The organism is Solihabitans fulvus, assembly GCF_008386585.1.
GTDB lineage: Bacteria > Actinomycetota > Actinomycetes > Mycobacteriales > Pseudonocardiaceae > Solihabitans > Solihabitans fulvus.
This window is the reverse complement of the sequence record NZ_VUOB01000041.1, coordinates 215,286-228,379: the sequence shown is the minus strand read 5'-3', so window position 1 is coordinate 228,379 and position 13,094 is coordinate 215,286. Positions and strand designations below refer to the sequence as shown.

General features: G+C 70.9%; 14 protein-coding genes. 5 read left to right on the top strand and 9 right to left on the bottom strand.

All coding sequences use genetic code 11. The annotated features are described in order from the left end of the window. Positions 1-43: 43 nt before the first annotated feature. The 3 genes from nadC to nadA are packed head-to-tail and all read right to left on the bottom strand — an operon-like array spanning position 44 to position 3,620. A complete protein-coding gene (gene nadC, locus F0L68_RS22985; protein WP_149851703.1) occupies positions 44-931 on the bottom strand; it encodes a carboxylating nicotinate-nucleotide diphosphorylase in 888 nt (295 codons plus the stop codon). Beyond that, the gene (locus tag F0L68_RS22980; protein ID WP_149851702.1) at positions 928-2,586 is read right to left on the bottom strand and encodes an L-aspartate oxidase; all 1,659 of its coding nucleotides are present in this window, start codon (positions 2,584-2,586) and stop codon (positions 928-930) included. Before F0L68_RS22980 ends, nadC begins: the two co-directional genes overlap by 4 nt. Then, entirely contained in the window at positions 2,583-3,620 is a 1,038-nt protein-coding gene (nadA, locus tag F0L68_RS22975; RefSeq protein WP_149851701.1) for a quinolinate synthase NadA, read from the bottom strand. Before nadA ends, F0L68_RS22980 begins: the two co-directional genes overlap by 4 nt. Before the next feature lie 153 nt (positions 3,621-3,773). Between nadA and F0L68_RS22970 the strand changes: the two genes are divergently transcribed. Both F0L68_RS22970 and F0L68_RS22965 read left to right on the top strand, forming a co-directional pair. Then, complete coding sequence (locus tag F0L68_RS22970; protein WP_276313896.1) at positions 3,774-4,469, top strand: NUDIX hydrolase; 696 nt, start codon at positions 3,774-3,776, stop codon at positions 4,467-4,469. A 108-nt stretch (positions 4,470-4,577) separates the two neighbouring features. After that, positions 4,578-5,255 (top strand): LON peptidase substrate-binding domain-containing protein, encoded by a 678-nt coding sequence (locus tag F0L68_RS22965; protein ID WP_149851699.1) that lies wholly within the window; start codon positions 4,578-4,580, stop codon positions 5,253-5,255. 39 nt (positions 5,256-5,294) lie between these two features. Here the strand turns inward: F0L68_RS22965 and F0L68_RS22960 are convergent, their stop codons facing one another. The 4 genes from F0L68_RS22960 to bioD form a co-directional block, all read right to left on the bottom strand. Next, on the bottom strand, positions 5,295-5,942 hold the full coding sequence (locus F0L68_RS22960; RefSeq protein WP_438672311.1) for a DUF2567 domain-containing protein: 648 nt from the start codon (positions 5,940-5,942) through the stop codon (positions 5,295-5,297). A 35-nt stretch (positions 5,943-5,977) separates the two neighbouring features. Next, positions 5,978-6,178: a biotin synthase auxiliary protein BsaP gene (gene bsaP, locus F0L68_RS22955; protein ID WP_149851697.1), complete on the bottom strand. Its 201-nt coding sequence runs from the start codon at positions 6,176-6,178 to the stop codon at positions 5,978-5,980. A gap of 40 nt (positions 6,179-6,218) precedes the next feature. After that, the gene (gene bioB, locus F0L68_RS22950) at positions 6,219-7,262 is read right to left on the bottom strand and encodes a biotin synthase BioB (RefSeq protein ID WP_188316752.1); all 1,044 of its coding nucleotides are present in this window, start codon (positions 7,260-7,262) and stop codon (positions 6,219-6,221) included. Positions 7,263-7,430: 168 nt separating this feature from the next. After that, a complete protein-coding gene (gene bioD / locus F0L68_RS22945; protein WP_149851695.1) occupies positions 7,431-8,150 on the bottom strand; it encodes a dethiobiotin synthase in 720 nt (239 codons plus the stop codon). Between the two features lie 67 nt (positions 8,151-8,217). On the opposite strand from bioD, the gene F0L68_RS22940 reads away from it, so the two are divergent. Beyond that, positions 8,218-8,478, top strand: coding sequence for a glutaredoxin family protein (locus F0L68_RS22940; protein ID WP_149851694.1), 261 nt, complete (start codon positions 8,218-8,220; stop codon positions 8,476-8,478). 48 nt (positions 8,479-8,526) lie between these two features. Here F0L68_RS22940 and F0L68_RS22935 read toward each other — a convergent pair whose 3' ends face one another. Continuing rightward, entirely contained in the window at positions 8,527-9,807 is a 1,281-nt protein-coding gene (locus F0L68_RS22935) for an adenosylmethionine--8-amino-7-oxononanoate transaminase (protein ID WP_223199046.1), read from the bottom strand. 160 nt (positions 9,808-9,967) lie between these two features. Here F0L68_RS22935 and F0L68_RS22930 point away from each other — a divergent pair, with 160 nt between their 5' ends. Both F0L68_RS22930 and F0L68_RS22925 read left to right on the top strand, forming a co-directional pair. Beyond that, positions 9,968-10,915 (top strand): ABC transporter ATP-binding protein, encoded by a 948-nt coding sequence (locus F0L68_RS22930; RefSeq protein ID WP_149851935.1) that lies wholly within the window; start codon positions 9,968-9,970, stop codon positions 10,913-10,915. Next, positions 10,912-11,673 carry an ABC transporter permease gene (locus F0L68_RS22925; RefSeq protein ID WP_149851692.1) on the top strand — a complete coding sequence of 254 codons (762 nt, stop codon included), beginning with the start codon at positions 10,912-10,914 and terminating at the stop codon, positions 11,671-11,673. Before F0L68_RS22930 ends, F0L68_RS22925 begins: the two co-directional genes overlap by 4 nt. Positions 11,674-11,772: 99 nt before the next feature. Here F0L68_RS22925 and F0L68_RS22920 read toward each other — a convergent pair whose 3' ends face one another. Next, positions 11,773-13,008 carry a cytochrome P450 family protein gene (locus F0L68_RS22920; protein WP_149851933.1) on the bottom strand — a complete coding sequence of 412 codons (1,236 nt, stop codon included), beginning with the start codon at positions 13,006-13,008 and terminating at the stop codon, positions 11,773-11,775. Positions 13,009-13,094 lie beyond the last annotated feature (86 nt).

Below are 13,094 nucleotides of genomic sequence, written 5' to 3'. Positions count from 1 at the left end.
CGCCACTCCGACGGTCTGCCGTCGGAGCGGCGCGGCCTGCTCCCTACCGAAGATCCAGCCCCAGATCCAACGCCGCGGCGGAATGCGTCAACCCGCCGACCGCCAGGTAGTCCACCCCGGTCTCGGCGTAGGCCCGAGCCACGTCGAGCGTCAACCCGCCGGAGGCCTCCAGCCGCACCGGCACGCCGGCGGCCCGCACCCGCCGAACGGCCTCCGCGCACTCCGCCACGGTGAAGTTGTCCAGCAGCACCAGTTCCGCCCGCGCCGCAACGGCCTCGTCGAGCTGCGCCAGGCTGTCCACCTCGACCTCGCACGCCAGTTCCGGAGAGTGCGCCCGAACGGCGGCCAGCGCAGCCGTCACCGAACCCGCCGCCTGCACGTGGTTGTCCTTGATCAGCACCGCGTCGCCCAACCCGAGCCGATGGTTGACCCCGCCGCCGCACCGCACCGCGTACTTCTCCAGCAACCGCAGCCCCGGCAGGGTCTTGCGCGAGTCCCGCACCGCGCACCCGGTGTCGCGAATCGCGTCGACCCAGGCCGCGGTCGACGTCGCCACCCCGGACAGGTGGCAGACCAGGTTCAACGCGGTCCGTTCCGCCGTCAGCAGCCCGCGCACCGGCCCCCGCAACACCACGGCCGGCTCGCCGGGCACGGCCTTGTCGCCGTCCGCCCTCCGCTCCAGCACCTCGTACTCGGCGCCGAGCACCTCGTCGAACACCGCAAGCGCAACGGGAATCCCCGCCAGCGTGCCGGGCACGCGCGGCGTGATCTCCGCGGCGGCGATCGCGCTTGCCGGGACCGTCGCCTGGGTGGTCGCGTCCGAGCCGTACCGCAGGTCCTCGGCCAGCGCGGTCGTCACCACCCGCTGCACGTCCGCCACCTCGAGGCCGGCCGCACGCAACGCGGCCACCGTCTCCGGGGAGAAACTCATGCCACACCCCTCAATGCTCCGGCGTCCGCCAGCACCGGCTGGCCGGACGGATTGAGGCGCACCAACTGGCTGCGCCGCCACACACTGTCGTCGACCGTCGTGTAGTCGGTCCGCACGTGACAACCGCGCGACTCGGTCCGCTCGGCCGCCGCACCGATCAACGCCCGCGCTGCCAACGTGAGCGCCGCGTTCTCGACCAGTTCGCGCGTCTCCAACGCCTTGTCCACAGTGGACAGATCGAGCACCGACCCGACCACCGCGAGACCCTCGGCATCCCGCCCGATCGCCGCATACCGGCTCATCACCCGCTGCAACGCGTCCCGGTCGGCCACGGGCGCCACCGGCACGGCGACCTCCCACGGCCCACGCGGGTCGGCGAGCGCCCCGAGCGCAAGGTCGGCGGCCACCGACTCGGCCGCCCGCGCCCCCATGACCAGTCCCTCCAACAAGCTGTTGGACGCCAACCGGTTCGCGCCGTGCAACCCGGTCCGCGCGACCTCGCCGGCCGCGTACAACCCGACAACACCGGTCCGACCGTCCACAGTGGTCACCACGCCGCCGCAGGCGAAGTGCGCGGCCGGCGCGACGGGAATGGGGTCGTGCACCGGATCCACCCCCGTGGCGAGGCACGCCGCGAGCACGGTCGGAAACCGCTGCCGGAACGTCGCCGCGTCCAGGTGCGTGGCGTCAAGGAAGACGTGATCGTCGATCCCACCGGGCTCCTCGGCCATCCGCCGGGTGATCGCCGCCGCCACGACATCCCGTGGCGCGAGATCGGCCAGCGGATGCACCCCGAGCATCACCCTGGCGCCGGTGGCGTCCACCAACACGGCGCCCTCGCCCCGCACGGCCTCGGTCACCAGCGGACACCGTCCGCGCGCGCCGCGCCCGGTGTACAGGACGGTCGGGTGGAACTGGAGGAACTCCAGGTCGGCGGCCAACGCCCCGGCCCGCAGCGCGAGCGCCAGTCCGTCCCCGGTGGCGACCTCGGGATTGGACGTCGCCTGGTAGAGCTGCCCGAGCCCGCCCGTCGCCAACAACACGGCCGGCGCGGTCAGCACCCCTGGCACGCCGGTCTCGTCGAGCACCAGCAGCCCGCACACCGCGCCGACCGGATTGCGCAGGGCGTCGACGGCCACGTGCTGCTCCAGCACGGGCACCCGCCCGTCCCTGGCCGCCGCCAACAGCGCGCGCTCGACCTCGGCCCCGGTGGCGTCGCCCCCAGCGTGCACGACGCGGAACGCACTGTGCCCGCCCTCCCTGCCTCGGGCGAGGGTGCCGTCCGCCGACATGTCGAAGACCGCGCCCCGCTTCCGCAGCATCGAAACGGCGGCCGGCCCGTCCGCGATGATCGCCGCGACGGCGTCCCGCTCGGACAGCCCCGCTCCGGCCACGAGCGTGTCGGCGATGTGCCGCTCGACGGTGTCACCCTCGTCGTGCTCGCCGGGCAGCACGACGGCCACGCCGCCCTGCGCCCACGGGGTGTTGCCCTCGGACCCGTCGCCCTTGCTCAGCACCAGCACCCGCAGCCCAAGGGACTGGGCGTGCAGCGCGGCGGTGAGCCCGGCGACCCCGGTGCCGACCACGATCAGGTCGGCGCTGGCCTCCCACCGCACCGAGGAACCGCCCTCGGCCGCGATCGCCTGCGTGCTCACTCCCCGCCCCCGGGCTGCCCGATCTCGATCATGCGCTGCACGGCGCCCTTCGCCCTGCGCGCGGTCTCCGCGTCGACGTGCACCTCGTCGAGGCCGTCGCGCAGGCAGCGCAGCAACGCGGCCGGGGTGATCATCTTCATGTACTTGCAGGACGCCCGCTCGTTGACCGCGCGGAAGTCGATCTCCGGGGCGGCCTTGCGCAGCTGGTGCAGCATGCCGATCTCGGTCGCCACCAGCACGGACTTCGCCTTGGTGCTGCGGGCCGCGACGAGCATGTCGCCGGTGGACAGGATCTTCACCTGCTCGGCGGGCACCGCGCCCTCCCCGGCGAGGTAGAGCGCCGAGGTGGCGCAGCCGCACTCGGGGTGGATGAACAGGTCGGCGTCCGGATCGGCCGCGGCGCGCGCCGCCAGCTCCGGCCCGTTGATGCCGGCGTGCACGTGGCACTCGCCCGCCCAGATGTGCAGGTTCTCCCGGCCGGTCTTGCGCCGCACGTGCGCGCCGAGGAACTGGTCCGGCAGGAACAGCACCTCCCGGTCGGCCGGGATCGACGCGACGACCTCGACCGCGTTGGACGACGTGCAGCAGATGTCGGTCTCGGCCTTCACCTCGGCCGTGGTGTTCACGTACGACACGACGACGGCGCCGGGGTGCTCGGCCTTCCACTCGCGCAGCTGGTCGCCGGTGATCGAGTCGGCGAGCGAGCAGCCCGCCCGCTCGTCCGGGATGAGCACGGTCTTGTCCGGGCTGAGGATCTTGGCCGTCTCGGCCATGAAGTGCACGCCGCAGAACACGATGGTCGACGCGTCGCTCGCGGCCGCGATCCGGCTCAGCGCGAGCGAGTCGCCGGTGTGGTGGGCGATGTCCTGGATCTCGGGCAGCTGGTAGTTGTGCGCGAGGATCACGGCGTCCTTCTCGGCGGCGAGGCGAAGCACCTCGTCGCGCCAGGCTGCGTCCGGCTCGACTCCGCCGTAGGCGGACTCGAACACGCTCGTCTCGCTCGCGGTCCGCTCCAGTGGTGCAGTAGCGGCCATGGGGTCCTCCTCGCGCCGTGAAGATCGCTCGACCCCGCCGGCGGGATGCGTGATTCCGCAAGCAGGTGCTTGTCGAGACTCCGCAGCCGACGGGTGCCGGCCGCGAGTTTCCGTTTCCGAGGTTTTCGCCTTAGAATCGAAAACGTGGTCGATATTAACACCCGAACGGGTCAAGCTGGGCACGAGGTTCTCGCCGCAGTACTCCAAGTGAGGCAGGGATCACTACAGGTCCTGCTCTGGCAACGGGCGTTGGCACCACACAGTGGCCGGTGGTCACTCCCCGGTGGTCGGCTGTGCGCCGACGAGGACGTCGAGGCGTCCATCCGGCGGCAGCTCGCCGAGAAGGTGGACGTACGACAGCTCGCCCACGTGGAGCAGCTCGCCGTGTTCAGCGCGCCCGACCGGGTGCCCGGCGAGCGCGTTGTCGCCACCGCCTTCCTCGGGCTGGTCCCCTGCGACAACGACCCCGAACTGCCGAACGACACCTCCTGGTACCCCGTGGAAGCGTTGCCGGACACCGCCTTCGACCACGAGGCGATCGTGCTGCGCGCCCGGAACCGCCTGCGCGCCAAGCTGTCCTACACCAACCTCGGCTTCGCGCTCGCCGCGCCGGAGTTCACCGTCTCCGCGCTGCGCGAGCTGTACTCCGCCGCCCTCGGCTACCGCGTCTCCGCCACGAACCTGCAACGGGTGCTGTCCCGTCGCGGCCTGCTCGAACCCACCGGGCACACCGCGCCGCCCGGCCCTTCCGGCGGCAGGCCCGCCGCGCTCTTTCGTTTCACCGCAGGGGGAATCCTGGTCACCGACCCGTTCGCCGTGCTGCGCCCGCCGGGCAGCGCTCGCGCGTGAGGCTTGCCATTGCGGCACCTGGCCGATTCCGCTGAGGGCCGAACCTCGTTCCCCTGCCCTGGGGTTCATTGACCAGCACACCAGGAGTCGGCGACGTAACGTACCTGTGTGGCCGAGACGATTCCGTTGTTCCCGCTGGGCACCGTGTTGCTGCCCGGCGTGTCGCTGCCACTGCACATCTTCGAGCCCAGATACCGCCAGCTCACCGTCGACCTGATGACCGGGGCCGTGCCGGGCCGCAGCTTCGGCGTCGTCTCGATCAAGCAGGGTTGGGACGTCGTCGACGACGTCGAGTCCATGCGGACCGTCGGCTGCTCCGCGCTGCTGCGCGAGGCCCGCAGGCTGCCCGACGGCCGCTTCGACATCGTCACCAGGGGCGAGCGGCGGTTCCGGCTGCTCGACGTGGACGACAGCAGCGCGCCGTACCTGCTCGGCGAGGTGGAATGGCTGCCGGACGCGCCGGCCCCCACGGCAGCGGCCGACACCGTGCCGGTGCTCGCCGACGCCGCCCGCTCGGCGCACCAGCGCTACTGCGCCGCCGCGTGGCAGCAGGAGGACTGGACCGAGCCGCCGGCCGACACCGAACCCGAGACGCTGGCCTACGTGCTGGCCAGCGACTGCCTGCTGGCCGTCGAGGACCGCCAGCGGCTGCTGGAGGAGACGTCCGTGCCGAGGCGGCTGCGGCTGGTCCGGCGAATGCTCAACCGCGAGGCCGGCATCCTCAGCACCCTGCACGCCGTGCCGGCCCCGCTCGTCGACCTCGGCGCGCCACCGAGCCTCAACTGACGCGGCCCCATCGCGGGCGGGCCATGCACTGAGGAGCGCTCAGCTGAGCCGGCGCCCCAGGTCGTCCATGCCGTTCCAGGCCGCCAGCGCGCCGTAGGCGAGGGCGGCGGCCATCGGCCAGGCGATCAGCACCCAGGCGCTCTCCAGCACCGGCGCGTTCGGCACCACGTCACCGATCTTGGGCGCGGCGGTCACCGCGTATCGGCCGCCCGCCCAGGCCACGCCGACGCCCTTCATCAGCCAGGCAGCGCCGAGCGAACCGGCGATCGCCGCCAGCATGACCACCGGGCCGCGCCGCTCGCGCAGCAGCCAGATCGCCACGCCCGTGACCAGCCCGGCCCCGAGGCCGAGGAGCACGAACAGCACGAGGTCGTCGAAGCGGTGGTAGCTCTCCAGCGGCACCGGGATCAGCTTTCCGCCTTGGACCACCAGAATGTTCTCGGCCGGAGCCAGCCGCGACCACAGCCAGCCAAGCGGCAGGCCGAGCAGCATCACCAGGGAGCCGACGCTGACCGCAGGGAGCAGGTCGGCCTTGACCACGACCCTCGGCTTGCGGTGCGCCAACGGAAACGGGTGGTAGTACCCGAACGGCGGGATCTCCACCGCGGCGGCTTCGGGCTGCGGCGCTGGTGGCACGCGAACCGGAACCGCGCGCTCGACCGACGCATCCACCGGCTGGTCCGACACCACTGACCTCCTCCAGGAACCGCGGAGGTCCGACACTAGTCGGTTGCCTGCTCCGAGGTGGACTCCCCGTGCCTGCTGCACCTCGCGGACCACCCGGCTGGCGTCACCTGGACCACCATCCGACGCGCGCAGGCCGAGCAGAACCTCGGCGGGTCGACCAGCCCCAGCCTGCTCGCGCACGCGCCGTGCTCGCCCTCGCCGGTCGACTTGCCGCACCAGCCGCAGAACTCGTCCATGTGTCCCGGTTTCCCTCAGAGCGTCTGGTTGAGCGATCCCTCAGAGCGTCTGGTTGAGCGCCTTGATGGGCATGCTGAGCTCGTCCAGCATCTCCAGGTCCTGGACGGCCGGACGGCCCAGGTTGGTCAGGTAGTTGCCGACGATGATCGCGTTGATGCCGCCGAGCATGCCCTGCTTCGCGCCGAGGTCGCCGAAGGTCAGCTCGCGGCCGCCGGCGAACCGCAGGATCGTGCGGGGCAGCGCGAGCCGGAACGCCGCCACCGTGCGCAACGCCTCGACGCCCTCGACCACCGGGTAGTTCTCGTACGGCGTGCCCGGGTTGGGGATCAGGAAGTTCAGCGGGACCTCGTCCGGCTCCAGCGCGGCGAGCTGCACGGCGAACTCGGCTCGCTGGGCGAGCGTCTCGCCCATGCCGATGATGCCGCCGCAGCAGACCTCCATGCCGGCGTCGCGGACCATCCGCAGGGTGTCCCAGCGCTCCTCCCAGGAGTGCGTGGTGACGACCTCGGGAAAGTGCGACTTCGCGGTCTCCAGGTTGTGGTTGTAGCGGTGCACGCCCATGTCGGCGAGCTCGTCGACCTGGTCCTGGGTCAGCATGCCGAGCGAACAGGCGATGTTGATGTCGCTGGTCTCCGGCTCGGCCCTGATGGCCTCGATGCCGGACCGCACCTGCGAGAGCAGCCGCTTGTCCGGGCCGCGCACGGCCGCCACGATGCAGAACTCGGTCGCCCCCGTCGCCGCGGTCTGCTTGGCGGCCCTGACCAGGCCGGGGATGTCCAGCCAGGCCGAACGCACCGGCGAGGGGAACTGGCCGGACTGCGAACAGAAGTGGCAGTCCTCCGGGCAGCCGCCGGTCTTCAGGCTGACGATGCCCTCGACCTCGACCTCGGGACCGCACCAGCGCATCCGGACCTCGTGGGCCAGCGCCAGCAGCTCCTCGAGGCGGTCCTCGGGGAGCTGGAGGACTCGGAGCACCTGCTCCTCGGACAGCCCCTCGCCGCGCTCGAGCACCTGCTCGCGGGCGATCGACAGGACGTCGCGCGGGTCGGTATCGGCTGCTGCGGTCTGCGGGGCTGCGGTCACGCTGTCTCCAAGTCCACGGGGCGGGAGGCTCGGACAAGTCTGCCGCACACCTCGCCGCGCACCGACGCGACGTGCGTCACTGATCGAGCTATCGCGCGGCGATCGGACGAACGCGGTGCGTCACTGTTCTGGGAACGCGGTGCGTCGCCGTTCTGGGGACGCAGTGCGTCAACGTGCCGCGAACTGCGCGGAGAACGCCTCCGGGTCGAACGTGCCGCCGAACCACGGCGACAGCGAGCGCCGCGCGACGTCGAGAAACTCCGCCCTGGGCAGCGCGCCGAGGTCGTCGGGCAGCACGCCGAGCAGGGGTGCGCCCGCCGCGTCGGGGAGGTCGGCGAGGTTGCAGCGCGCGGCCAGGTCCGGCTCCGCCGGCCACCGACCGACCACCACGCCGATGGACTCGAGGCCCCGGTGCAGCAGCGCCTCCGCGGTCAGCGCGGTCGCGTTCAGCGTGCCGAGGCCTGCCTCGGCGACCACCAGCACGGGCGCGCCGACGGCCCACGCGACGTCCGCGAGAGTGGCGCCCGCCGAGTCGAACCGGACCAGCAGCCCGCCAGCGCCCTCGACGAGGACGAGGTCGTGCTCGGCGGCCAAGCCGACGACGGACGCGGCGACGTCGGCAGGATGCACCTCGGGCAGCCCGGCGCGGCGGGCGGCCGTCGCCGGGGCCAGCGGCTCCGGGTAGCGCCGCAGCTCGCGGGCGGTGATGTCGCCGGCAAGGCGGGCGACCTCGTCGACGTCACCGGGCTCGCCGGGCAACAGGCCGGTCTGCGCCGGCTTGAGCACCGCGACGCGCCGACCCTCGGCCGTGGCGAGTGCCGCGATCGCGGCAGTCACCATCGTCTTGCCTATCTCGGTGCCCGTTCCGGTCACGATCAGCACGCTCACGGCCCCACAGGTTACGGCCACCGCCTCGGGTGGCCGGCAGCGCCTCCGGCCGGGTTATCGTCGAGGTATGACGGGGACTGCGGAGATCGTGATGTACGGCGCCGACTGGTGCGGCGACTGCCGCCGGGCCAAGGCCTGGTTCAAGCGCAACGAGGTGCCCTACACCGCGATCGACGTCGAACACGACGACCAGGCCCGCGACCAGGCGATCGAGCTGGCCGGCGGCCGGCAGAACATCCCGGTCGTGGTGCTGCCCGGCGGTGTGGTGCTGGTCGAGCCCAGCGACACCCAGCTGGCCGAGGCCGTTGAGAAAGCCCTCACCGCTTGATCTTGGCTGGGGTCTTGACGGCGTCCCTCATGGCTTTGCAGGCGTCTCTCATGACACGGCTGCGGCGGAGATAGCGGCTGCGGTCACAGCTGCGATGTCCTCGTCGGTGCTGACGTACGGCGGCATCGTGTAGATCAGGTCGCGGAACGGCCGCAGCCACACACCGGCGCGCACGGCAGCGTCGGTGGCGGCGGCCAGGTCCACCTCGTGGTCAAGCTGGACGACGCCGATGGCGCCGAGCACGCGGACGTCCCACACGCCGGGGAGGTCGCGCGCCGGGGCGAGCCCGGCGGCCAGCCCTGCCTCGAGCCGTTTCACCTCGTAGCGCCAGTCCTGGCCGAGCAGCAGGTCGATCGAGGCGTTGGCCACGGCGGCGGCCAGCGGGTTGCCCATGAAGGTCGGGCCGTGCGCGAGCACCGGCACCTCGCCGCCGCTGATGCCCTCGGCGACGCGGCCGGTGCACAGGGTGGCCGCCATGGTGAGGTAGCCGCCGGTGAGCGCCTTGCCGAGGCACATGATGTCCGGGCTGATCCCGGCGTGGTCGGCGGCGAACAGCTCGCCGGTGCGGCCGAAGCCGGTGGCGATCTCGTCGAAGATCAGCAGCACGTCGTTGGCCAGCGTCAGCTCGCGCAGAACGTGCAGGTAGCGCGGGTCGTGGAAGCGCATGCCGCCGGCACCCTGCACGACCGGCTCCACGATGACGGCGGCCAGCTCGTCGGCGTGCCGCTCGATCAGCTCGGCGAGGTGCGCGACGTAGTCGGTGTCCATGCCGGAGTCGAAACCCGCAGGCGGCTCGTCGGCGAAGACCTGGCCAGGCAGGACGCCGCCCCACAGGTGGTGCATGCCGCCGTCGGGGTCGCAGACACTCATCGGGTGGAACGTGTCGCCGTGGTAGCCGCCGCGCCAGGTCAGCAGGCGGTGCTTGCCGTGGCGGTTGTTGGAGCGCCAGTACTGGAGGGCCATCTTGATGGCGACCTCAACGGAGACCGAGCCGGAGTCGCTGAGGAAGACGTGCTGGAGCGGTTCCGGGGTGATCTCCACCAGGCGAGCAGCGAGCGTCACGGCGGGCTCGTGGGTGAGGCCGCCGAACATGACGTGGCTCATCCGGCCGAGCTGGCTGCGGGCCGCGTCGTCCAGCACGGGGTGCTGGTAGCCGTGGATGGCCGCCCACCAGGAGGACATGCCGTCGATCAGCTCGCGGCCGTCGGCGAGGTGGAGCCGGGTGCCCGAGGCGGCGGATACGAGTAGCGGCTCGCGGGTGCCGGGCATCGGGGCGTACGGGTGCCAGACGTGGGCGCGGTCCAGCGCCAGTAGCTCGTCGGGGGTCACCGGCACAGTCTGCATTGCGTGTTGAGCATTGCGTGTTGGGCATTGCGTGTCGGGCATTGCGTGTTGGGCGTGCTGCTCCAGAATGGAAGCAGGTGCGCTGCGTCGCACAGTGGCAGATGACGGGTTGGGAGCAGCCCATGGCGTCCGGTGAGTGGAAACGATGACCGGCGTCGGGCCGGCCGTTGTTGTCGAGCAACTGACCAAGCGTTTCGGCGAGCGCACCGCGTTCGCCGATGTCTCCTTCGAGGTCGGCTACGGCGAGGTCTTCGGGTTCCTTGGCCCGAACGGCGCCGGCAAGACGACAACCGTCCGGACTCTTGGGACGCTGATCGCGCCCAGTTCGGGCTCGGCCGTCGTTGCCGGCATGCCCCTGAACGCCGAGAACGGGCCGGCGATCCGGGCGCGGATCTCGATCATGCCCGAGTCACCGGGGCTGTATCTGCGGCTGACCGTGGTGGAGAACCTTCAGTGCTTCGCCGGGCTCTACGAGCTGGCCGACGCGCGCGGGCGCATCGAGCGGGCGCTACGGGCGGTCAACCTCGCCGACCGCGCACAAGATCTGTGCGGATCACTGTCCAAGGGCCTGCGCCAGCGGGTCGCACTGGCCAGGGCGCTGCTCAACGACCCCGCTGTGTTGTTTCTGGACGAGCCCACGTCCGGGCTGGACCCGGTCGCGGCGCGCGAAGTCCACGAGCTCATCACGTCCCTGCGGGCGCGGGGCGTGACCATCTTCCTCACCACGCACCGGCTGGAGGAGGCCGAGCGGCTCTGCGACCGAGTGGCGATCCTGAACACGACGCTGCGCCTGGTCGGCAAGCCGGACGAGCTGCGGGAGCGGCTGTTCACCAAGAAGCTCGACGTCCGTGTCCGCACACCGCTCGACGATCCTGGCCAGGTCTTCGGGGCCTTGCCCGGCGTCCAGGGGTGGGACCAGGTGTCGTCTGGCTACCTGCTCGCCGTGTCGGATCCCGATCTTGCGGCACCCGCTGTCGCGCGGGCTCTGGTGGGTGCCGACGCCGACATCCTGTCCATCGCGGAGTCCCGCCACTCGTTGGAGGACGTCTATCTGGAACTCATCGACGAGGACGTGGAGGCGAGGCGACGATGACCTTCAGCTGGACCCGTGTCGGGGCCATCCTCAGGAAGGAACTCCTGGACTACCGACGGAATCGCTTCGTCATCATCACCATGGCTGTACTGCCGGTCGTCTTCGTGGTTCTGCCGATGATCCAGCTGTTTAGCGTGCCGGCTTCGGGGGCGGGGTCGGCTTCGGTCGTGAAGCTCGACACTCGGATCGGGCTGTCTTTGCTTTACATGCTGCTTATCCCCGCGATCGTGCCGTCGACGTTGGCGGCCTATTCGGTGGTCGGCGAGCGGGAGCAGGGAACCCTGGAGCCGGTTCTGATCACGCCTATTCGCCGCGAGGAATTCCTGGTTGGCAAAGCGCTTGCGGCGTTCATTCCGACACTCGTGATCGCATACACGGTTTTTGGGGTCTTCCTCGGCGCGGCGGCGCTGTTCGCTCAGCGCGACGTCGCTTCGGCGGTGTTCGAGGGGTCCCACGTGCTGGTCCAGTTGCTGTTCACGCCGTTGCTTGCGGGCTGGTCGATCTGGGTCGGCATCGCCATCTCCGCTCGATCTCGAGACGTCCGGGCCGCCCAGCAGCTCGGCACGCTCGCCAGCCTGCCCCCGCTGGTGGTCGTGGCCCTGATGGCGCTGAATGTGATCACCCCGTCGTCCGGCATCGCGTTGGCCTTCGCGGCGGTCCTGCTGGTCATCGACGGGTTCGGCTGGCGGGCCGTCGCGGCGATGTTCGACCGCGAACGGCTCGTGACGGGTGGGACGGCCCGGCCGCTTGATAGGTGAGGACGCTCTGGCCGTTTGAAAAGTGAAAAACGCGCGCCCCGCACCGTTACGAAGTTAAAAGCGGTGCGGGGCGTCCGGCGTTGCCGTACTAAGGGACGGTTAGGGGGTTTCTGGGGTTAGGGCTACGGGGAGTTCGCGGACTCCTCGCATGATTGAGCTGGTTCGCCATTCGATCTCGTGTGGGTCGACGGCTAGCCTCAGGTCGGGGAAGCGGGTGAGGAGTTTGTCGAAGGCGATCTCCGCTTCCAGTCTGGCCAGCGGCGCGCCGAGGCAGTAGTGGATGCCGTGGCCGAAGGCCAGGTGTCCGGTCGCTGGGCGGGTGATGTCCAGGGTGTCGGGGTCGATGAACTTGTGCGGGTCGCGGTCGGCGCCGCCCAGCGCTACCAGCACCAGTTCGCCTGCCGGGATCGTGATGTCGCCGACCTTGGTGTCCTCGGCGGTGAACCGGAAGGTCGCGGTGTTCACCGGGCTCTCGAAGCGCAGGAACTCCTCGATCGCGCCCGGCAGCAGGCTCCGGTCCGCCCGCAGCGCGGCCAGCTGGTCCGGCGAGCGGAGCAGGGCCAGCGTGCCGTTCCCGATCAGGTTGACCGTCGTCTCGTGCCCCGCCACGAGCAGCAGGAAGATCATCGAGACGACCTCGTTCTGGTCGAGGCTGTCGCCGTCGTCGCTGGCGTGCACCAGCGCGCTGAGCATGTCGTCGCCCGGCTCGGCCCGCTTGGCCTCGACGAGACCGACCATGTACGCGGCCATCGCGCCGGCGGCCTCGTTGATGGTGTCCGGCGTCGCCGAGGAGTCCAGCAGGGTGTTGGACCAGACGCGGATGGCGTCCCGGTCCGCCACGGGCACGCCGAGCAGCTCGCAGATCACCGTGATCGGCAGCAGGAAGGCGAATGTGTCGAGCAGGTCCACCTGCTGCTTGCCTGCCATGTTGTCCAGCAGCTCGTCGGTGATCTCCTCGATCCTGGGCCGCAGCAGCTCAACCCTTCGCGAGGTGAACGCCTTGGTGACGAGCTTGCGCAGCCGCGTGTGGTCGGGCTGGTCGCTGTTGAGCATGTGCTGCGCCAGCACCGTTTCCTCGAACGGCGGCCGTCCGTCCTCCCCCTGGAAGTTCTTCTCGAACAGTTCCTGCATCGCCCGGAAGTCCTTGCGCAGGGACGGATCGGCCAGCGCGGCGCGAGCCTCCTCGTACCGGGTGATCAGCCAGACCTTCATGCCACGCGGCAGCAGCACCTCGGTGGCCGGGCTGTCTTCCCGCAGCCGCGCGTACAGCTCGTACGGATCCCGCATGAAGTTCTCGGCGAGCTGTTCCAGCGCGTTTGCTGAGCTGACAGACATATCCATGTCCTCCTCGCTGGAGCGACCGGCGGACCGTCGCGCCACGTTGAGTTAACCCCGTTAACTCCAACGCGGCGGCGGCCGTC